This is a genomic window from Gracilibacillus salitolerans, assembly GCF_009650095.1.
GTDB classification, from domain to species: Bacteria; Bacillota; Bacilli; order Bacillales; family Amphibacillaceae; genus Gracilibacillus; species Gracilibacillus salitolerans.
This window is the reverse complement of sequence record NZ_CP045915.1, coordinates 4,333,744-4,354,461: the sequence shown is the minus strand read 5'-3', so window position 1 is coordinate 4,354,461 and position 20,718 is coordinate 4,333,744. Positions and strand designations below refer to the sequence as shown.

At 35.7% G+C, this 20,718-nt stretch carries 18 protein-coding genes and 1 riboswitch; of the genes, 15 read left to right on the top strand and 3 right to left on the bottom strand.

Features of this window, described 5'->3' with window-relative positions; translation table 11 throughout:
• Positions 1 to 91: 91 nt before the first annotated feature.
• Positions 92 to 565, top strand: coding sequence for an HIT family protein (locus GI584_RS20520; RefSeq protein WP_153792453.1), 474 nt, complete (start codon positions 92 to 94; stop codon positions 563 to 565).
• Between the two features lie 18 nt (positions 566 to 583).
• Here GI584_RS20520 and GI584_RS20515 read toward each other — a convergent pair whose 3' ends face one another.
• A complete protein-coding gene (locus GI584_RS20515) occupies positions 584 to 910 on the bottom strand; it encodes a hypothetical protein (RefSeq protein WP_153792452.1) in 327 nt (108 codons plus the stop codon).
• 354 nt (positions 911 to 1,264) lie between these two features.
• Between GI584_RS20515 and GI584_RS20510 the strand changes: the two genes are divergently transcribed.
• Entirely contained in the window at positions 1,265 to 1,945 is a 681-nt protein-coding gene (locus tag GI584_RS20510) for a hypothetical protein (RefSeq protein ID WP_153792451.1), read from the top strand.
• 138 nt (positions 1,946 to 2,083) lie between these two features.
• Here the strand turns inward: GI584_RS20510 and GI584_RS20505 are convergent, their stop codons facing one another.
• Positions 2,084 to 5,263, bottom strand: coding sequence for a bifunctional cytochrome P450/NADPH--P450 reductase (locus GI584_RS20505; RefSeq protein WP_153792450.1), 3,180 nt, complete (start codon positions 5,261 to 5,263; stop codon positions 2,084 to 2,086).
• A 33-nt stretch (positions 5,264 to 5,296) separates the two neighbouring features.
• Positions 5,297 to 5,935, bottom strand: a complete 639-nt coding sequence (locus tag GI584_RS20500) for a TetR/AcrR family transcriptional regulator (RefSeq protein WP_153792449.1) — start codon at positions 5,933 to 5,935, stop codon at positions 5,297 to 5,299.
• A 512-nt stretch (positions 5,936 to 6,447) separates the two neighbouring features.
• A riboswitch (cyclic di-GMP riboswitch) is annotated at positions 6,448 to 6,546 on the top strand.
• Between the two features lie 93 nt (positions 6,547 to 6,639).
• On the opposite strand from GI584_RS20500, the gene GI584_RS20495 reads away from it, so the two are divergent.
• The 13 genes from GI584_RS20495 to GI584_RS20435 all read left to right on the top strand — a co-directional run bounded on the left by GI584_RS20495 (position 6,640) and on the right by GI584_RS20435 (position 20,716).
• Positions 6,640 to 7,269 (top strand): LuxR C-terminal-related transcriptional regulator, encoded by a 630-nt coding sequence (locus GI584_RS20495; RefSeq protein WP_153792448.1) that lies wholly within the window; start codon positions 6,640 to 6,642, stop codon positions 7,267 to 7,269.
• 199 nt (positions 7,270 to 7,468) lie between these two features.
• Positions 7,469 to 8,233, top strand: a complete 765-nt coding sequence (locus tag GI584_RS20490; protein WP_153792447.1) for a YveK family protein — start codon at positions 7,469 to 7,471, stop codon at positions 8,231 to 8,233.
• On the top strand, positions 8,208 to 8,900 hold the full coding sequence (locus GI584_RS20485; RefSeq protein ID WP_100359040.1) for a CpsD/CapB family tyrosine-protein kinase: 693 nt from the start codon (positions 8,208 to 8,210) through the stop codon (positions 8,898 to 8,900). Before GI584_RS20490 ends, GI584_RS20485 begins: the two co-directional genes overlap by 26 nt.
• Before the next feature lie 203 nt (positions 8,901 to 9,103).
• Positions 9,104 to 9,865, top strand: a complete 762-nt coding sequence (locus tag GI584_RS20480) for a CpsB/CapC family capsule biosynthesis tyrosine phosphatase (protein ID WP_153792446.1) — start codon at positions 9,104 to 9,106, stop codon at positions 9,863 to 9,865.
• A gap of 158 nt (positions 9,866 to 10,023) precedes the next feature.
• The gene (locus GI584_RS20475; RefSeq protein ID WP_153792445.1) at positions 10,024 to 10,791 is read left to right on the top strand and encodes a tyrosine-protein phosphatase; all 768 of its coding nucleotides are present in this window, start codon (positions 10,024 to 10,026) and stop codon (positions 10,789 to 10,791) included.
• Positions 10,792 to 10,878: 87 nt separating this feature from the next.
• Positions 10,879 to 11,760: a UTP--glucose-1-phosphate uridylyltransferase GalU gene (gene galU, locus GI584_RS20470; RefSeq protein WP_153792444.1), complete on the top strand. Its 882-nt coding sequence runs from the start codon at positions 10,879 to 10,881 to the stop codon at positions 11,758 to 11,760.
• 27 nt (positions 11,761 to 11,787) lie between these two features.
• On the top strand, positions 11,788 to 13,620 hold the full coding sequence (locus tag GI584_RS20465) for a polysaccharide biosynthesis protein (protein ID WP_153792443.1): 1,833 nt from the start codon (positions 11,788 to 11,790) through the stop codon (positions 13,618 to 13,620).
• A 1,097-nt stretch (positions 13,621 to 14,717) separates the two neighbouring features.
• Complete coding sequence (locus GI584_RS20460) at positions 14,718 to 15,971, top strand: DegT/DnrJ/EryC1/StrS family aminotransferase (RefSeq protein ID WP_153792442.1); 1,254 nt, start codon at positions 14,718 to 14,720, stop codon at positions 15,969 to 15,971.
• On the top strand, positions 15,964 to 16,593 hold the full coding sequence (locus GI584_RS20455) for a sugar transferase (RefSeq protein ID WP_153792441.1): 630 nt from the start codon (positions 15,964 to 15,966) through the stop codon (positions 16,591 to 16,593). Before GI584_RS20460 ends, GI584_RS20455 begins: the two co-directional genes overlap by 8 nt.
• A gap of 19 nt (positions 16,594 to 16,612) precedes the next feature.
• On the top strand, positions 16,613 to 17,338 hold the full coding sequence (locus tag GI584_RS20450; RefSeq protein ID WP_153792440.1) for a GNAT family N-acetyltransferase: 726 nt from the start codon (positions 16,613 to 16,615) through the stop codon (positions 17,336 to 17,338).
• 36 nt (positions 17,339 to 17,374) lie between these two features.
• Entirely contained in the window at positions 17,375 to 18,574 is a 1,200-nt protein-coding gene (locus GI584_RS20445; RefSeq protein ID WP_153792439.1) for a glycosyltransferase family 4 protein, read from the top strand.
• A 13-nt stretch (positions 18,575 to 18,587) separates the two neighbouring features.
• Positions 18,588 to 19,607 (top strand): polysaccharide biosynthesis protein, encoded by a 1,020-nt coding sequence (locus tag GI584_RS20440; RefSeq protein ID WP_153792438.1) that lies wholly within the window; start codon positions 18,588 to 18,590, stop codon positions 19,605 to 19,607.
• Positions 19,607 to 20,716 (top strand): capsular polysaccharide biosynthesis protein CapF, encoded by a 1,110-nt coding sequence (locus GI584_RS20435; protein WP_153792437.1) that lies wholly within the window; start codon positions 19,607 to 19,609, stop codon positions 20,714 to 20,716. Before GI584_RS20440 ends, GI584_RS20435 begins: the two co-directional genes overlap by 1 nt.
• Positions 20,717 to 20,718 lie beyond the last annotated feature (2 nt).

Genomic DNA, 20,718 nt, shown 5'->3' with positions numbered 1-20,718 from the left:
CAGTTGACATCAATTATCCTGCCAACAGCCACATCAAGGTGTTGGCAATTCAATCGATTATCTTTATTTTATCTTAAGGGAGAGATACAATATGACCATAAATGAAGAGTGGAAAAAAGATAGAATAGAATCTGCGCACCGTGGGGAAAATCCAATGATTATTACCAAAATGAGAAGTGGTTTTGCTGCCATTGGCGATACTCAATTTCTACCAGGGTATTGTGTGCTTTTACCATTAAAAATGTATGACTCACTAGAAGAACTTGATTTTAAACAACGAAGTGACTACTTATTAGATATGAGTTTGATTGGAGAAGCCATTATAAAAGTATGTGAACCTAGAAGAATTAATTATTCCATTTACGGGAATACAGACGCTTATCTACATGCACATGTGTTCCCACGCTATAATTGGGAACCAGAAGAACGAATTCCTTATCCGGTTTGGCAATACTCTAGTGAAAAATGGCGTAATCCTGAAGACAAATACTCTCATGAAACACATGGCGAATTAAAAAAGAAGTTAAATAAAGAAATCGATGAGTTAATGAAGAAAGCTTATTAAATTTCATTTAGTAACGTTTCAAATTTGTTGATTAAAAAGGACACCTTCTTCGCCAAAATGAATGAGTTTTAGTCTGCTTTTTTCCTTGATATAAACACTCTTGTATTCTTGTTTTCCTGTCTCTGTCTCAAATATAAGTACTCTTTTCTCTGAATTATCTTCGACTGTTGTTTTCTCTAGAGTTGTCAGATCAATATGTTGGTTGAGTATGTGGTACTCTGGTAATTCATCATTTGCTGTCTCTTCCTTACTTTCTTCTTTTGAAATCTGAACTTCAGGTTGTTGGCTACCACAAGCCGTAAGTATAATTGTAAGAACACTAGTAATCATCAATAGCTTTTTCATTTTCCTCTTCCTCTCCTGTCTTGTTGTTATATTTATATGCTACCAATTTATTCTGATAAAATACTGAGAAGAAAATGAGAGTTTCATGAGTATCAAATATTTAAATGGTGTAGAAAGAACAATGACATAGGTGGTTCCCCCAGAAGGAGGAAGCATCAATAAAAGAAATGCATATTATCCTAAAGTAGATTATAATAAACCTGAGATTCACTTTGAGGAAAACACAAAATTAACAGGAAAAGTAGAGGGTTCTGATGAATAAAATGAAGGATTCAATTAGCTCACAAAATTTTTGGAGTGGATGATTTACGGAACTTTAATCGGTTTTGCAATAATGAAAGGAACGATTAACAAATGAAAAAACTAACAATAATCCTTAGTTTAAATGTTGCTTTATTAATGCTAGTAGGATGTGCTAGTAATACCAACGAAGAATCCTCAACTGATTCTTCAGAAAATAGTTCAGTTTTAGAATCAACAGAAAAAGATACCACCGAAACAGACAAAAGTACATCAACAAATGAAGTAGAGGAGTCAGAAACTGAGGATGTAGATGACACCCCTTCAGAAGAAACTGTTAATGATTCGGATGGTACCACGTCTGAAGATAATGCCTCAAATGCACAAGATAATAAAGAGACACTATCTTCATATTCTAGTGAACAAATAGAGTATGCTCGAGTTTGGTTGCAACTTGGACCAAATCAAGAGCTAGATGAATTGAATGTTCGACATATTCCAGCTGGCGAACCTATTAATCCTAATGATGACACAAGTGCTAGCTATCCAGAAGATGTTATCCAATTAGCAGGTGCCCGTTTAGTTGATGGGTCAGTAACTTATAGTGGTAATGGCGATGGCACGATTAACGTATACAATGTTCCTTTACGTTGGGATTCCTCTGATGATCTAGATGAAGGCACGATGCGAAAAATAACCGAAGATATTATTGGAAATACAGAGCAAGTGTACATTGATCCAAGTAACGATGAAGAAATCATCGAATTAATCAAACTGTTAAATATTCATAATTAGGGTAAAGATACAATCTATACATTAACAACAAAAGAGAACCAAAGGGAACACAAAACTTCCCCTGATTCTCTTCTGTTGATGATAGAGATGTCGATCACTACATATATACTCACATCTATTATTCTATAAACTTAGTAATTAAATCCCACTCCAAACATCTTTCCCATACCGTCCTTCACGTTGTAACTGCTCCAACCAATCTTTTGCCTCTTGTTCACTAACACTATGGTGTTCTTGGTAAATCTGACAAAGCGTATTTTCTACATCGGGCGCCATTTGATTACCATCACCACATACATATAGGTGAGCTCCATTATCTAATAATGAAATTAATGGAACTCCATCTTGTCTCATTAAATGCTGTACATATGTTTTAGGCTGCCCTTCTAAGCGAGAAAAGGCTGTGTGCAATGATGTTAAACCATCCGTTTCATCTTTCTCTAATTCTTGACGATAAAGATAATCTTGCTTAGGATCACGACACCCGAAGTATAAGTGAGCTTCTCCCAACTTTATCCCCTTCTGTCTTTGAATACGACGAGCTTGTAAGAAACCTCGAAATGGTGCAATCCCAGTTCCTGGTCCAACCATAATAATTGGAGTTTCTGGATTTTCTGGCAACTGAAAATTAGATTGCGGAGTACGAATAAAACAAGCTATATTGTCGTCAATGTTACATTGAGCTAAATAGTTAGAAGCGATCCCTTTATATTCTCCTAGTCCACTCCATGAAGGTCCACTTACAACACTGACAGTAATGCTTAGGCGATCCTTGGCAACGAGTGCTGAACTTGAAATAGAATAGTAACGCGGTTTGAGTGCAGGAAGAAGTTCTAAAAAACGCTCAAACGGCATTTCACATGCTTCATATTTTTCGAGAAGATCTAACATGGAAATACGTTTCTTTAATATTTGATCCTGATAAATTCCATCTTCCACTAAATGTTCTAATTCATGTTTGTGCGGAGGGCAACTAGTAAAAGATGCCAATTCTCTTATTTGAGCTCTGGTTGCTGCTTCTTGTAATTCCACACTATGGCTAAGAAGATCATGTATACTAACAGGCACATTAAGTGGTAAATGTGTTACGTTTCGCCCACTTGCTGAGAGCATTACTTGATCATTTTCGTTTAACTTAAATCTCTGTACCACACGGTTGACAATTTCTTCACTGTTGTGAGGAAGCACTCCGAGATGGTCTCCTTCTTGATAAGTAATTTCTTGCGGTAAGGCAATCTCGATATGTCGTGTGCTTCGATCACTGTCAGCAGATTGGAGCTCATAATTTTCTACAATTGTCGCATTCACTGCTTCGTACGAGCGAGCAAGCGGGGAACTTCCAAGTCCACTGACAAACTCAAGGCTTAATGTATTCCGTTCTTTTTCTATATTTTCATTGAGTTCTAATCCGAAAGTATTCATCGCGTCCGACCACATGTTACTTTTCCATTGGTCGAACTGCTCTTCAAAGTCTCCACTGACATTCCCTTCTCCACGTGCTGAGAACCGGGTTGCTCCTTTCTGGGCAAGCAGTTCATCGATTGTTCTTGGGACATGCTGATAGGTACTGGCCCAGTTAAGGTCTCCACAGCCAAACACCGCATAATGGACATCAGTAAGCTCACCTGGGTTTAATTCTTCTAGCCATTGTATAAACTGACCGGCATTGGTTGGCGGATTTCCGTTATAAGAGGAACTCACAATAAGAACTGCCCCTTCTTTAGGCAGATTTCCGACTCGATCGTTAAGAGGTGCTACTTCTGTTTGAACACCGTGTAAACTAGCCGTGTCCGCCAACTCTCGTGCAACACCTTCTGCTGTTCCTGTATCAGAGCCGTAAAGAACAAGTAGTGGACGATCATTAAGTCCAGAAACAGAAGCCACTTTCTTTTGTTCGACTTGCTCATCATCATCCGGCGTCTCTACTACTGGTGCAATGGCAGAAGATTGATTACGAGATTGAACTCTAATATTAAAATCGCCTGGCTTTAGTGTTAATGTTTGCTTCACATCAAGCTGATAGTCTTGGTCATCGATAAATTCAAAATGTTGAAGAAGCATTCCCAGTACGAGAGTAGCTTCATGAAGGGCAAACTGCATACCGATACATGCCCGTTGACCATTTCCAAATGGTTTATAAGCATGGTGAGGGACTTTTTCTGGGTCTTCAAACCGTTCAGGACGGAATTCTTCGGCGGCGTCTCCCCATGCAGCCTTATCACGATGTAGCTGTGGAATTAGAACGGTAAGACGATCTTCCCCTTTCTTAATTGGGTATTTCCCGCCAATTACTGTGTCTTCTTTTGCATAAAGGCTGAATGCTGGTGCAGTAGGCCATAGACGTAACGATTCATTTAAAATCATTCGAACATACTTAAGCTGTAGAACTTGTTTATATGTTGGAGTGGGGCCTGTTAATACTTCGTCTACTTCTTCATAGGCTTTTTTCAATTTATCTGGATTTTTCAGTAGGAAATAAAGTGCAAAGGATAATAATCCACTTGTAGTCTCATGCCCGGCAATTAAAAAGGTGATGATTTGGTAACGAATATTTTCATCATCTAGATTTTCGCCTGTTTCCGGATCCTTCACATTTAACATACGGGAAAGTAAGTCGTTTTCTTCCTGGTTTCCATTGGCTTTACGTTCAGTAATAATATTATCTACTAAAGAAAACATGGATTGAATATCATGCTGAAATTGGCGCTTTGTTCTCACCATTAGTTTGTCTTGTATATCCAGTCGCTGTAATTGGTGCATCGCTTCATCGAGAGAACGAACCATGCTGGTGATAAAAGGGTGTGGGGTCTCACGATAATAACTGTTAAAGCGGTAATTAAAACCACATAGTCCGATCGTGTCTAAGGTAAGACGGGTCATATCTGCGGGGACATCCACTTCTTCATTTGGATTCAGGCGTGTCCATTTTTGAACAAGTTGTGTGGCAATATCAACCATCTTGGCATGGTAATCCTTCATTGCCCGCTGACTGAATGTAGGCATGAGAATATTATGTGCTTTATTCCAGTTAGCCTCGTGGGTCCAGCTGGTAAACAACCCATCTCCACTGAAGGCACGAACCTTTGCTAAAGCCCCCTCAACACTTTTATCAAACCGTGATTGATCACAGACTTCTTCTACTAGTTCATGGCCAGAAACGATAATGGTGGTACTTCCTGGGGTTTGAAGTCGAAAAATGGGACCGTAATCTTCCGCTAGTTCCATAAAGGATAAAACTGGTTTATCTTTATCTACTAATGGGATATTACCAAGCGGACCATAGGTTTTCGGTTGAGGGATAGTAGTCGTTTTTTCCATTTGAAACACCCTTTCATGAGATGAGTTATGGTATTATTTGATAAAGTTTACTTTTAAACTGTGTTTGATTTCTTGTTTCCATTTCTCTTCATCTTTAATTACATTGGTGAATTGCCCTATAAGATGTGGGACAGCCTGTTGGTATGAGACAGATGACAATAACATGACAATGAGTTCTTCTGGATGCTGGTCTTCAAGAATACCTAATTCCATTCCTTTTACAATGAAAGGATAAGATTGATCGTGAAAAGGCTTGATTAACTTATCGAATAAATGGTCAAATCTTTCACCTTGTTGAACGGTTTCATTAATGATAAATAAACTGAACTCCTGATGTTCGAAACTCATGTCAACCATCTTGTCAAACAATTCAACTAACAAAGCTCTCATATCAGCATCATCACGGACTTCTTCCAAAGTGAATTCATTAACTTCTAGCACCTTCTCGGAGAGTTTTGATATCACTTCCTTCCATAAATTTAACTTGGAACCATAATGGTACTTCACTAGAGCCATATTCACATTTGCATCTAAAGCAATTTCGCGGAGACTTGTTTCTTCAAAACCTTTTGTGGAAAAAAGCTTTGTAGCAGAGCCTAAAAGTTGCCTCTTTGCTACTTCTTTATCTTTAAAAGGTCTCCCGCGTGCTTTTTTGCTATTTGCAACATTCATAATAGAAGTTCCTTTCTGTAATTAATCAATCGTTTAATTAAAATCACCTTCATTATTAATCAATTGATTAATATAGTCAAGAGAGATAAAAAACTATATTAATTTAACCATATAGGATAATTAGATCATCTACAGATAAGGTTTTATATGGTTTATGTGAGAGAAAAGCAGAGTTTGTGTATATCTTGTTCAGCTTCTGTCTGGATTATATCCTTATAGTTGGGGGTATTAATCCTAAAGTTTGCTTATTCGACATAAATCCCCCGAGTAACTTTCCAAATTAGCTAGTATTTTGTGAAAATATGTCAAAGCATAAAGAACTATGCATCCGCTAAATGACAATATAATCTATTTTTCGACAAGAGAAAACAATAATGAGTAGGTACGTATACTTTAATAATTACCAATTAATTCCCTTATAATGAGTCTAATAGATTATTTTTGAAAATATCTCTCCCTGATTATTGAAATAAACATAGGTAAACGGTATTATATTAATAAAGAATTGAATAGTAAGAAAAAGGCAAACTTCTTGAAAAAGCAGGACGCAAAGCCTAGGGTCTAAGGGGGGGTGTATAATCACAATTACCTATGATCGCCTGGTTACCTAAATTACTCAACCATATAACTAAGTTGTTTTAGGCTATTTCTACACTATAGAAATAGCCTTTTTAATTTAAAAAAGGAAACGGGAGGAAATATCAATGCGTATAGCGATAGTGAAAGAAGCTTCTATCTATCGAGAAGGTTTAGTGGGAGTACTTTCTAATGAGTTTAGAACTTATGATATCATTGCGGTTGAACCGAAACAACAAGGGAAACTCCGAGACTATATTATCGACCTGCTCATCATTGATATTGATACGGATATAGATACCATAAGTTTAATTAACACATACATAAAAAACAACAAGCAAATTATTGTATGGACAGAAGATCCCCAACATCCAGATCTAACAGAATTATTTAAAATGGACCTTAATGGTTACTTCTTTAACGGAATGGAGAAAGAAGAACTTGTTCATGCTATTAAAAAGATCATGTCCGGACAAAACTATATTCATGAAGACCTAACTCAGATTTTATTAGGAGATTACCGTGAAATCCATAGCCGTAAAGAAAGACGACCAGTCGGAGTATTCACCAATCGTGAATGGGAAGTAATGGAACTCCTGACACAAGGATATAGTAACAATCGCATCAGCCAGAAATTATATATCACCGACAAAACGGTAAAAAACCATATCAGCTCGATTTTAAGAAAACTAGAAGTCCCTGATCGAACGAATGCTGTGATCACAGCGCTAAAAAATCAATGGTTTCGTGTATCTTAATGAAGAAAAGCCTGTGTAAATAGGTTACATAGGCTTTCTTTTTTTGCATTTTACAATTATTGCAAAGAAATTCTTAAAAATCACAAGATTATTATGACAAATAAAAACGGTTTATGTTATAATTTCGTTTATGGTGTGATCGTATACAATCTTATCGATAGAATTCATCTGAAAGAACTATATGCGGAGGTAACGAATAATGGAAGAAACGATATCACTGAAAGAGATTTTTGAAGTCCTGAAAAAACGTTTATTACTGATTATATTATTGATTGTTGGTGCTGCCGGTGTCAGTGCTATCATTAGTTTTTTTATTTTAACACCAACCTATCAATCTAGTACACAATTTATTGTCACTCAAGATACGAACGAAGTCAATAATGTCGATCTTAACCAAATTCGATCCAATGTTGAAATTATCAATACATATAAAGGAATAATTACAAGTAATCGAATTTTAGATCAAGTCGTAGACGAAATGAACTTAACGATCTCAACAGGAGCATTGAGTGAAAAAGTATCTTTAGCAAATGAAGAGGGTTCTCAGGTTGTTACTTTAACAGCAACAGACTATGATCCGGCAGTTGCGGCAGATATTGCGAACACAACAGTGGAAGTTTTCCGTGAAGATCTTCCGGAATTAATGAACGTTAACAACGTGAGTATCTTATCTGAGGCAGTTGTACCAGCAAACCCGACACCTGTGAATCCGAAGCCACTGCTTAATATCGCAATTGCTATCGTGCTTGGGGCAATGGTTGGGGTAGGTTTAGCATTCTTGTTTGAATATTTAGATAATACAATTAAAACTGAACAAGATGTCGAGAGTAAACTGGAATTACCGATTCTCGGAGTAGTCTCGCATATTGAAGAAAAAGATATGATGACAATGGGAAAGCCCGTTTCTATCAATCAAAAAATCGAGAGGGGGAGCGTTAGTGGCCAGAGGAAAAAAACAGTCTAACTTAAAGAATGTAAGACACTTAATTACCAAGATGAACCCGCGTTCTCCAATATCGGAACAATATAAAACGATTCGAACGAACTTGCAATTCTCAGCTGTAGATGGGGAACTTAAAACAATGCTTGTGACATCTTCAGGGCCCTCAGAAGGGAAGTCATCAACAACGGCAAACCTGGCGATCGTGTTTGCTCAACAAGGAAAGAAAGTACTACTAATTGATGCGGATATGCGTAAACCAACTCTTCACTACACATTTCGGATTGATAATCGCAAAGGATTAAGCAGTGTACTGGTTGGTGAAACAGAATTAAGAGACTCTGTCACAAGCAGTGATGTAGCAGGACTGGATTTATTAACATGTGGCCCAATTCCTCCGAACCCTTCTGAATTGTTAGGATCTAAAGCAATGGAGAGCCTCATTTCCAATGCCTGTTTAGATTATGATTTAGTGCTTTTTGATACACCACCTGTTTTAGCAGTAACCGACGCACAAATCCTCGCTAATATTTGTGATGGTGCGGTAATGGTCGTTCGTAGTAATCAGACAGAATACGATGCTGCCACCAAGGCAAAAGAATTATTAGATGTTGGTAATGCAAAACTATTAGGTGTCGTCCTAAACGACCGAGAGCAGAAAAAAGGTCACTATTACTATTACGGAAACTAATAAATACCTTTCGACTAAATAAAATGGTCGAAAGGTATTTTTTTATTAATGAATCCCCATAAAATAAGATTGTTTAACTAATGTATATAAAGTGGGGACATAATGTTATTACTTTCCAACAAACAATGAATATGCTATTATTTACATATAATGGGACTAAGGTCTAGTATGTATAGATGAGATAACAGGAAAGGGTGGTGCCTATGTTGGATATCAATCCATATATTCTTCCAATTAATCGAGAAAGTGTAGCAAATATTCCCTCGTCAATTGCAATAGCGAAGGAAGCAGAAAAAGCAGGAGTAAGAAAAATCATTGCAGCACCCAGGTACATACAAGAAAAGCAAGAAATTAATAAAGATACCATTATTAATCTAGTTAAAAAAATCAACCAGCTTCTAATAGAAGAAGAAATAGACGTGGAAATCATTCCTGGGCAAACGATTCGTATTTATGGAAACCTGGAAGAAGATTTAGAGGCTGGCAGTTTAATTACTTATGGTACAGTACCCAAATATGTTTTCATTGAATTAATGTATGATCATATCCCGGAATATACGAAACAATTATGCTATGAACTGCAATTAAAAGGCTATAAACCTGTGTTTGTTAATCCTGAAAAAAACCTGCAGATACAAGAGGATCATGATCATCTCTACAGCATGGTGAAGAATGGTGTATTAGTACAAGTAAGTGCTAAAAGTATAGTCGGTAAGAAAGGTAAGAAACTGCAAAAAATAACACAACAATTTGTGAAAAGTAATCTTGTTCATTTTGTTGGTTCAGACACGTCAGAAGCAAAGCGTTATTACTTACAATCTGCGTGGAAGACGATAAAACGTAACATTTCTTTCAACCAGTGGTATTTATTACGTGAAAACATGAGTTTAATCTTGGATCATAAAATGGTTCAAGGAGAAGAGCCGGTCCGCATTAAAAAGAAGAAACTGTTCGGTATTATATAAATTGGGGAAGTTAGATAAAGTTTACAGAATTTAAAGCCCTTTCGACAAAACTCGTTATATTAATTCTATTTTCATTTAGCTTGTTTCCTGTTATACTTTAGTATGACATTGCGACGTAAAAATAATAGATATCTGATCAGAAAGGACGATGAATTGATATGATCGATATTCATTGTCATATCTTGCCTGGTGTGGATGACGGTGCGAAGCATATGGAAGATAGTGTGCAAATGGCGAAAAGTGCCGTATCACAAGGAATCAACACGATTATTGCCACACCACATCACTTAAATGGTAGTTATGATAACTATAAAGAAGATATACTAGTAGCAGTAGATCAATTGAATGATAGATTACAAGAAGAAGCTATTCCTCTTACCATTCTTCCAGGTCAAGAAACACGAATAAATGGAGATATGTTAGACGACTTACAGAACGGACAGTTGCTACCGCTAAATGACACAAGTGGATATTTATTCGTGGAGTTTCCATCCAATCATGTTCCGCGTTATACGAAACAATTAATGTTTGATTTACAGCTGCAAGGAATCAAACCGATTATTGTGCATCCAGAGCGGAATAAAGAACTAATCGAGAACCCTGATATATTGTATGATTTAGTAAGTAATGGAACCTTAACTCAAGTTACTGCAGCAAGTATATCTGGAAAATTCGGTAAAAAAATTAAGAAATTCAGCCTGCAATTAATAGAAGCAAATTTAACGCATTTTATTGCATCTGATGCGCATAATATAACGAGTAGAGGTTTTGCGATGCAAGAAGCACATGGAGTAATAAAAGATAAATTTGGTGCTTCATTGGTTTACTGGTTTATGGAAAATGCGCAATACTTAGTTAATGGGGATCATGTAGTAGGCGATGTCCCAGAGAAAATTAAGAAAAAGAAGATTATGGGAATTTTTTAGTTGTTTAGAACTACGTGTTAAGGTATACTTTTAAAGGTGTATTTTAGTTGAATGTTTTAAATATATATTGGAGGACTGTTATCTATTATGAAAAAAGTAAGAAAAGCGATCATTCCAGCAGCAGGACTGGGAACTAGATTTTTACCAGCAACAAAAGCGATGCCGAAAGAAATTTTACCAATTGTCGATAAACCAACGATTCAATATATTGTAGAAGAAGCGATAGAATCTGGAATAGAAGATATTATTATTGTAACTGGTAAAGGTAAACGTGCAATTGAGGATCACTTTGATCATAACTTTGAATTGGAAGATAACTTACTAAAGAAAGGTAAGTTTGAATTACTGGAAAAAACAAAACAACCTGCAGAAGTAGATATCCACTACATAAGACAAAAAGAACCTTTAGGATTAGGACATGCTGTATGGTGTGCACGCAAATTTATTGGGGATGAACCATTTGCGGTATTACTTGGTGATGACATTGTTCAATCAGAAACACCATGTCTAAAGCAATTAATTAATGAATACGAAAGTACAGGTGGATCAATTATTGGTGTACAACAGGTTCCTGAGCATGAAACACACCGTTATGGAATTGTTGATCCAAAGGAACAGCATGGTGATAATTACTCTGTAAATAAGTTCTTAGAAAAACCAGAACCAGGAACAGCACCTTCCAACTTAGCTATCATGGGACGTTACGTATTATCCCCTACTATTTTCAAATATCTAGAACAGAAAGAAGTAGGTGCTGGTGGTGAGATTCAATTAACCGATGCGATTCAAAGATTAAATGAATCTCAAAGTGTATTTGCGTATGATTTTGCAGGTAAACGTTATGATGTTGGTGAAAAACTAGGCTTCATCAAAACAACGATCGAATTTGCGTTACAAAATGAAGAAATTGGAGATGAAGTGCAAAAAATTATTAACCAATTAGCTGTGGAAAGCAAGGTAAAACAATAATTTTGAACGATGGAAGGGATGGCCCAAATGGGTTATAAACAACGAATTTTCTTATTAATATTATTAGACTCTCTCATTGTTAGTACAGCGATTTTTATAGCTTCATGGATTGTTTACCCAAACACTTCATTTGGTGAATTAGAAATTATGGCAATTACGGCAATTGCCTTACTTTTATTTCACCATCTGTTTGCGTTTGTCTATAAGTTGTATCACAAAGTTTGGGCTTATGCGAGTATTGGGGAGTTAATGGCAATCGTAAAAGCAATCACTTTCACTATAGTAGCGACAGGGATTGTTCAATTTTTAGCAAATGATTTCACCATTTATCGAAGGGCACTTATCGTAACTTGGTTATTACATATTATATTAATTGGTGGTTCAAGGTTTGTTTGGAGAGTCTATCGCGATCAATATATGAAAGATAAGACCAATAGAAAGCGTACATTGATTGTTGGGGCTGGTGCAGCTGGCGCGATGATTGCCAGACAATTAAAGAATGAACAGCAACATACAGATCTTTTACCAGTTGCATTTGCAGACGATGATATGGCGAAACATAAAATGCAACTTTATGATTTGCCTGTTGCGGGTAACACGAAAGAGATTCCGGATTTAGCGAAAGATTTAGAAATTCATCATATTGTAATTGCTATTCCATCCTTAACAAATGGAGCACTATCAGAGTTAGTAGCTATCTGCAATAGTACTAATGTTAAAGTACAGATGGTACCGAAAATAGAAGATATCGTATCAGGGAAAATATCAGTAAGTTCTTTGAAAAATGTGGATGTCGAAGATGTATTGGGACGTGATCCAGTTGAATTAGATATTAATTCAATTTCTGAGTATGTAACAGGTAATACCGTAATGGTAACTGGAGCTGGCGGTTCAATAGGGTCTGAGATTTGTAGACAGTTAATGCGTTTTACACCATCAAAAATATTATTAGTTGGCCATGGTGAGTTTAGTATTTATTCAATTGATATGGAACTAAGGCAGAAATACCAACAAGATGAAATTGAAATTATACCTATAATAGCAGATGTGCAGGATCGACAGCGCATTTTTGAGGTTGTACAAGAACATAATCCAAGGATCATCTATCATGCGGCAGCACATAAACATGTACCGTTAATGGAATACAACCCTCACGAAGCGGTAAAAAATAATATTATCGGAACGAAAAATGTAGCGGAAGCGGCAGATGTGTTTGGCATTCATACCTTTGTTTTAGTTTCTACTGATAAAGCCGTTAATCCGACCAATGTAATGGGGGCAAGTAAAAGAATTGCAGAAATGGTTGTACAACATATCGCAAAGAAAAGTAGTACCAAATTTGTGGCAGTGCGTTTTGGGAATGTGTTAGGCAGTAGGGGTAGTGTGATTCCATTATTTAAAAAGCAAATCGAACAAGGAGGACCAATAACGGTGACCCATCCGGATATGACACGTTATTTCATGACAATTCCAGAAGCTTCAAGACTAGTAATTCAAGCGGGTACTCTTGCTAGAGGTGGAGAAATATTTGTTTTAGATATGGGGGAGCCAGTCAAAATAGTAGATTTAGCGAAAAACTTAATCAAACTATCAGGCTATACAGAAGAAGAGATCTCGATAAAGTTTTCAGGAATGCGTCCTGGTGAAAAGATGTATGAAGAATTGCTTGGTGAGAACGAGATACATCCAAAAGCCGTATTTGATAAAATTTATATTGGAAAAACCGTTGAAGTGGAAGAAGAACAAATTCTAGACTTAATTAATCGTTTTAGAGGGATGCGAAATGAACAGTTAAAAAAGCAAATGATGAATATTGTCTATACTGATCAGAGAAAAAAAGAGATGGAAGTTGCAAAATAAAAATGTCTAAGCTATTTATCGTTGAAAAATTCATCAAAGGGTCCTATCTAATTGATGGCAAACATTGTATCGCAATAATCGTACGACGATAGATATTGCAAACTATATTTTTAGGTATTGTCTCCCTCACCTTTATCAAAGGAGGTACTCGGCTATGCTGTGGGTCTACGGAGCATTAGGCGTTTATCGTCATTAGTATAGTGTGAGGTGGGGTTTAATGCCCTTCTTTTTTAAAGAAACTAAAACAACAAAATTATTACCCTAAGGGTCACGGGTTAGTAGCGACAGACACTTAGGGCTAATTTACTTAAGAACATAAGCATTTAGAAGAAGAACTTAAACATAGTATCGGGAAACATTTTTGATTCACTTTTATAGAGCTTCTAACTGCTATTGTCTCGCTTAGTACTCTTTTAGCAATAAGTGCCCCGATTATTGGAAATTTTATTAAAAATAAAGAAGAGCTTTGTGTGCAGAGTACTCAGTTATGGGTTGGAAAATTAACACGATCAGTTGATATTAGAGAATACTGAATTAGATAGTGTGTTTAAACATTTTTTTATTGAATATTATAGTGATCCATTGTGTCCTACAGCTGGATTATTTACCTATCAAAGTGGGGAATTTAATTGTAGTGAGCATGACCATATTGAGGATGGTTCTGATATTTGTATTCCTTAGTTATGATTTTTCTATAGGGAACAGCTGTGGTTTATTCGGTTGACATCTTGTTCTCTATTTGTATATTGAATGTATGAAAAACTGACTATCATAGTTAGAGTGAACTCTATAAATACTGCAGGGTATGGGGTTGAGTCTCTTACAGTGAATTTTATAGATTTATTAAATGTTATATAAAATAGTAAGAAACTAGGTTTAGGGTAGCTTTGTAGTGTGAAGGGGAGGAGCTACTTTGCGTAAATGTGTTGCATAGAAGGCACGATTTGGCTATTAGATATAGATAACAAATCTAGTGGTTTAGCAGTTGATTGGAACAATAGATTCGAAGATTCCCAATTAAGTGTTAATCTACTAAAAACCTTTGTAAGAAGTATTAGCAAAGTAAAATACCAAAATAAAAAGTGAGGAATACTAATATGAAACAAACTCAAGTCCGAAATATACCTTTTTCTCCGCCTGATATAACAGATGCGGAAATTGAAGAAGTTATTGAAGTTATGAAGTCTGGGTGGATTACAACTGGACCTAGAACGAAAGAGTTTGAAAAGAAAATAGCTGAATATGTTGGTGTAAACAAAGCTGTGTGCCTTAACTCTGCCACAGCTGCAATGGAACTTACACTTCGCATTTTTGGAATAGGGCCAGGAGATGAAGTCATTACTTCAGCTTATACATTTACAGCATCAGCTTCAATTATAGACCATGTTGGTGCAAAGATTGTTCTAGTAGACACGGCTCCAAATTCTTTTGAAATGGACTATTCAAAACTTGCAGAAGCAATTACGGAAAAGACTAAAGCAATTATTCCGGTTGATATAGCGGGAAGAATGTGTGATTACGATTCAATCTTTAAAGCCGTAGAAAGCAAGAAAAATCTATTTAGGGCAAACAATGAACTTCAAGAACTATTTAATAGAGTAATTGTGATGACTGACGCTGCTCATTCATTTGGAGCAGAGAGAAATGGAATGAAATGTGGACAAGTTGCAGACTTTACTTGTTATTCATTTCATGCAGTTAAAAATCTAACCACAGCAGAAGGTGGAGCAGTCGTTTGGCGCAATGTTGAAGGGTTAGACAATGAGTGGTTGTATAAGCAATTCATGCTATACAGTTTACATGGGCAGTCAAAAGACGCATTGGCCAAGACACAAAAAGGTGCTTGGGAATATGATATTGTTTATCCGGCGTACAAATGTAATATGACAGATATAGTGGCTGGTTTCGGATTGATTCAATTTAAAAGATATGAAGGCTTAATGAAAAGGCGTAAAGAGATAGTAGAAATGTATGATAAAGCGCTATTACCACTAGGAATTAATAGATTAAAACATTTTGGAGACAACTTTTCTTCTTCAGGTCACCTTTATCTAATAAGGATACCCGGAATAGAAGAATCTGCGAGAAACGAAATAATTATTAAGCTGGCGGATGCGGGTGTGACATGTAATGTTCATTATAAACCATTACCTATGTTTACAGCGTATAAGAATTTAGGGTTTGATATTGAGCATTATCCAAATGCCTTTAATGTATACAAGAATGAAATTACTCTTCCTCTCCACACTTTATTGAGCAATGAGGACGTTGATTATATTTGTGATATTTTAAAAGAAGTGTTACATGGTACTAAAAGTGTAGAGTTCCAAGTAGGTGAGCAGAATGTATAAGGGATTTTTCAAAAGGTTGTTTGATTTATTGTTAGCTATTATTGCCCTGCCACTTTTACTTATTATCTTTGCAATACTGGGTCCGATTATTTACTTTCAAGATCGAGGAACAATCTTCTACAATGCACCCCGTCTCGGCAAAGATGGAAAGGTTTTTAAAATGTATAAGCTACGCTCTATGAAAATTAACGTTCCTGACTTAAGAAATGAGGATGGTTCAACTTTTAATGCAGAAGATGATCCAAGATTAACACGAATAGGAAAGTTTATCCGTAAGACAAGTTTGGATGAGACTCCTCAATTATTAAATATAATTAAAGGCGATATGAGTATTATCGGTCCTAGACCTGACTTACCAGAACATTGTGATTTATATAAGGGTAACGAGGAAAGGAAGCTTGAAATTAAACCGGGTGTGACAGGATATAATCAAGCATACTTTAGAAACACTATCCCTTGGAAAGAAAGAATTCAAAATGATATTTACTATATAGACCACCTTTCATTGTGGCTTGATATTAAAATATTTTTCAAAACAACCATATCTGTTCTTAAGCGTGAAGATGTATTTGTAACTGAAAAGCGTACGAGTTCAAAAAATAATACGGATGTAGGAATGTAAGGTAAGGGGTGAATTTTTCTTGATAAATCTTGAAGAGGCAGTGACCTTCAATAAATTGGCATGGGATACAGAGTTTTTCGGTGTTACAAGTGCTAAAGCTACTTTACATAAACCTCTTACATTCAATGAATGGGCTGAATTAAAGACTAGGTTTAAAGATTATCAATTTATATCAATCGTGAATAAAAACTCTGACCCTATTAATGCACAGTTTATTGGGAAAGATACACCAGCGTTTTTAGCAGATATAAATATTCAATTTGAGAAAGAACTAGTAGGTTTAGATGAAAAACCAAAGAGCGTAACAATTCACCAAGCATTAGAAAAAAATGATCAAATCACTGAAATAGCAGATTTTAAGTTCTCGAAATTTACAGAGGACCTTGAATTAGCTAAACGAGGTGGAGATCGTGTCTATCAACAATGGCTTATTAATTCTTTTGGAAATCCGGACAAGTTTTATGCATTATCTAAGGATGAAATAGGCGTTATAAATGGTTTCTTATTATTTTCATATGTAGATAATGTATGTGTAATTGAGCTAATTGCTGTTTCTAAGAAAGAGACTAAAGGTGGCATTGGGACTAGTCTCTTTAAGGCAGTAGAATATGGGGCACACCAACAAGGTGTTAAAGAAATTAAAGTTGGTACCCAAGTACGAAACATGGGTGCAATTAACTTTTATCATAATGTTGGTTGTAAACAAGTAGAATGTCACCAAATTTATCATTTGTGGAATCTGTAAAAAGGCTTTTAAGTGAAAATAAGGAGAATGATTTAATTGAGAGTATTATACATTGCCACTTCGTTCCCGGAACCAGATAAGGGTGCCACAATTTATACTGATTTAGCAGATGCTCTTCATGAGTCTGGCCATGAAATAACTGTTGCTGTCTCAGAGCAAGCAAAGAGTAAAAAGAAGACAGGAATAGGAAAAGAACGTGGCTTTGATGTACTTCGAATAGTAACTGGAAATTATTATGATGTAGGTTTAATTGAAAAGGGGATAACTACTTTGAAAATCCCAGTGTTGATGAAGCAAGGTATTACTAAGTATATTGGAGAACGAGAGTTTGATTTTATTCTCTTTGAGGCCCCTCCTGTAACTAATGCAGGTTTAGTAGCTTGGGCTAAGAGAAAGTTTAAATGCCCAGCTTATTTAATGCTTAAGGATATATTCCCTCAAAATGCAGTTGATCTTGGTATTATGAAGAGTAATAGTCTCTTATTTAAATATTTTACAGGAAAAGAAAAAAGATTGTATCAAACTGCTGATGTTATTGGATGCATGTCTTCTGCTAATAAAAAATATATATTAGATCACAATTCTTGGTTAGATTCTAGTAAAGTAGAAATTTTCCCGAACACAAAAAAAATAGCTAATAATACTGAACAGAATGGATTTCCCATGCGTGAACGATATGGTATTCCAAAGGATGCGTGTGTTTTCTTGTTTGGTGGTAATATGGGAAAGCCACAGTATATAGATATTCTGTGTAAGGCAGTACAGTATTGTAAGGATGAAACTAATATCTTCTTTCTATTTGTCGGAAGGGGAACAGATAGATATAAGTTAGAGCAGACCATAAAAGATAACAGTATAAAAAATGCTCTTGTAATTGAAAATTTACCAAGAAATGAATATGAGCAGATTACTAAAGAATGTAATGTAGGGTTGATTGTACTTGACCCACGATTCACAATTCCAAATTATCCATCTCGAATCTTGTCATATATGGAATATGCAAAACCAGTTCTTGCAGTAACAGACGATGTTTCGGACCTTAAAAAATTAATAGCTGATGCCCAATGTGGTGAATGGGTTTATTCTGGGGATGTTAATTCATTTGTAGCAAGAATTAAAGAGATGGCAAATAGTGAGGACTTATTAGTAAAAGGAAAAAACGGCCGGAGATATATGTTGAAACACTTAAAAGTTGAGGACTCGGTCGATATATTAGAGAAACACTTTATTAAGTGAGAGAGGTAGTTATATGTTTAAAAATAAAACTTTATTAATAACAGGTGGTACAGGTTCTTTTGGTAATGCTGTTATGAAAAGATTTTTAGATACAGATATAAAAGAAATCAGAATCTTTTCTCGTGACGAAAAAAAACAAGATGATATGCGGAAACTTTATAAAAATGAAAACCTAAAATTCTACTTAGGTGATATAAGGGACTTAGGGAGTGTGAAAAACGCCATGCATGGTGTTGATTACATTTTTCATGCAGCCGCACTTAAACAAGTGCCGTCATGTGAGTTTTTTCCATTAGAAGCGGTAAAAACAAATGTAATCGGCACGGAAAATGTACTAACAGGTGCGGTAGAAAGTGGTGTTGAGAAAGTAATTTGTTTGTCAACTGACAAAGCAGCTTACCCAATTAACGCAATGGGAATCTCCAAAGCAATGATGGAAAAAGTTTTTGTAGCAAAAGCAAAAACAGTGGACTCAAATAGGACTCTGATCTGTGGTACTCGTTATGGTAATGTAATGGCTTCTAGAGGCTCTGTCATTCCCTTATTTATTGAACAGATAAAGAATGGACAACCATTAACTGTTACAGACCCAAGTATGACTAGGTTTTTAATGAGTCTTGAAGAAGCTGTAGAATTGGTAGTGTTTGCATTTGAGAATGCTGAAGCTGGTGATATCATGGTTCAAAAGTCACCAGCATCTACTATTGGGGATTTAGCTCAAGCTATTAAGGAGCTATTTAATGTAGATAACGAGATAAAAGTTATAGGAACTCGACATGGCGAGAAACTTTATGAAACGTTACTAACTAGAGAAGAACATGTAGTTGCACAAGATTTGGGTGGTTTTTATCGAGTGCCTGCGGATAAGAGAGATCTTAATTATGATAAATATTTCGTAGAAGGAGATCAAAAGCTATCTTCTGAAGATGAATATAACTCTCATAATACAGAGAGGTTAAATATTGAGGCTATTAAAGATAAATTATTGATGCTTGAATATGTGCAAGACGAATTGAAAGGTTGGAATAAGTAATGAAGATATTAGTAACCGGAGCTAAGGGATTTATTGGAAAAAATCTTGTAGCAGAATTAAACAACCGAAAATATACAGATATCTTTGAATATGGTAGGGAAAAGGACTTTGCTTTACTTAATGACTATTGTAAAGATGCAGATTTTGTATTTCATCTTGCTGGAGTGAATCGACCAAAAGACCAGTCTGAATTCATGGATGAAAACTATGGCTTTACGTCAACATTATTAGAAACACTCAAAAAGCATCAAAACAACTGCCCAGTAATGATCTCATCTTCTATTCAAGCTAATATAGATAACCCTTACGGTCTCAGTAAAAAAGCAGGGGAAGAATTACTCTTTGAATACAGTTATCAAACAGGAGCAAAAGCATTAGTATATCGTTTCCCTAATGTTTTCGGTAAATGGTGTAAACCTAATTATAACAGTGCGGTAGCTACATTTTGTCACAATATTGCACATGATCTTCCGATTACTGTGAATGATCCATCAGTTTTAATGAATCTAATCTATATAGATGATGTAATAGAAGAGTTAATAAATGGACTGAATGGAAATGAAAACAAAGTTGGAGACTTTTGTGAAGTACCAGTTACTCATTCTATTACTCTAGGAGAAATAGTTAATTTAATTAATTCATTTAAACAAAGTCGAAAAGAACGTTCAGTTCCAGATATGTCTGATCCTTTTACCAAAAAATTATATAGTACTTATCTTAGTTACTTACCAAGAGATAATTTTAGTTATGACCTCAATATGAATGTAGACGATAGAGGTTCTTTCACAGAGTTTATTAAGACGCCAGAAAGAGGACAAGTTTCAGTTAATATTTCTAAGCCTGGTATAACTAAGGGTAATCATTGGCATCATACAAAAAATGAAAAGTTCCTAGTAGTGAGCGGAAATGGAGTTATTCGTTTTAGAAAAATTGACTCAGATAAGATTATTGAATATTTTGTTAGTGGTGACAAATTAGAAGTAGTAGACATACCAACAGGTTATACACATAATATTGAAAATCTAGGAAATACAGATATGGTTACTATTATGTGGGCGAACGAATTCTTTGATCCAGAGAAGCCAGATACTTACTATTTGGAGGTATAATC